The sequence below is a fragment of the Aurantimonas sp. C2-5-R2 genome (assembly GCF_036549495.1).
Lineage (GTDB): Bacteria > Pseudomonadota > Alphaproteobacteria > Rhizobiales > Rhizobiaceae > Aurantimonas > Aurantimonas coralicida_A.
In genome coordinates, this window is sequence record NZ_JAZHLJ010000245.1 from 1 (window position 1) to 1,071 (window position 1,071).

Sequence of the window (1,071 nt, forward strand, 5' to 3'; positions counted from 1 at the left end):
CAGCTTTGCCGAAGTCACCGATCCGCGGACGGGCAATGCCAAGCGCCATGATCTGCTGGAAGTTTTGACCATCGCGCTGACGGCGTCGGTGTGCGGGGCGGAGCATTGTTCGGATTTTGCCGACTTCGCCGCCGACCGCGAGGATCTGTTCCGGGAATTTCTGCGGCTGGAGAACGGTGTTCCGAGCCACGACACGTTCAGCCGAGTGTTTCGGCTGCTCGACCCGCGGGCCTTCGCCACCTGCCTCGAGCGGTTCGTGACGGCCTTGGGGCAAGCTGGCGAAGGCGTCGTGGCGATCGACGGCAAGACGCTGCGGCGGTCCTTCGACACGGCCGCCAAACGCTCGCCCCTGGCCGTGGTCACGGCCTTTGCCTCGGCCACCCATACGGTGATCGGCCAACAGGGGTTTCGCGCCGGCGAGGGCGACAGCGAGATCGTCGCGGCGCGGGCGCTGCTTCAATGTCTGGACCTGACCGGCCAGTTGGTGACCGCCGACGCGATCCATTGCCAGAACGACACCGCCCAGGTGATCCTCGATCGCGGCGGCGACTATCTCCTGCGGCTGAAGCGCAACCGTCCCACCCTTCATGCCATGGTCGCGGACTATTTTGCCATTCCACAGGTCCAGGCCGAACGGGACGTCGCGCAAACCACTGATGGCGAGCACGGTCGTATCGAAAGACGCCGTGCCATGGTCAGCCATGACCTGTCCTGGCTGAAAGGGCCGAAGAGCGCCTCGGGCGAGCCAGTCCTGCCGCCGGGCCTGACCTGCCTCGCCATGATCGAGGCCACAGTCACCCGTGCTGGCAAGACAACTACGACCCGGCACTATCATCTGGCCTCGCGACCGCTGAGCGCCGAAGCCTATCTGAAGGCCGCCCGGGCACATTGGTCGATCGAAAACAGCCTCCATTGGGTGCTCGACATGACCTTCGACGAGGACCGCGCCCGCAGCCGCAAGGGCAACGCCCCGGAAAACCTCGCCATCCTGCGCAAGCTCGCACTCAACCTCCTCAAGCGCGCAAGGCCCGACATCTCCGTCAGGCGAAAACGCAAGCGCTCCGGATGGTC

1 protein-coding gene is annotated in these 1,071 nt (G+C 65.4%); it reads left to right on the plus strand.

The genetic code is table 11. The features are described 5' to 3' along the window. On the plus strand, positions 1 to 1,071 hold a 1,071-nt coding region (locus VQ044_RS25295; protein ID WP_331827907.1), incomplete at both ends, for an ISAs1 family transposase.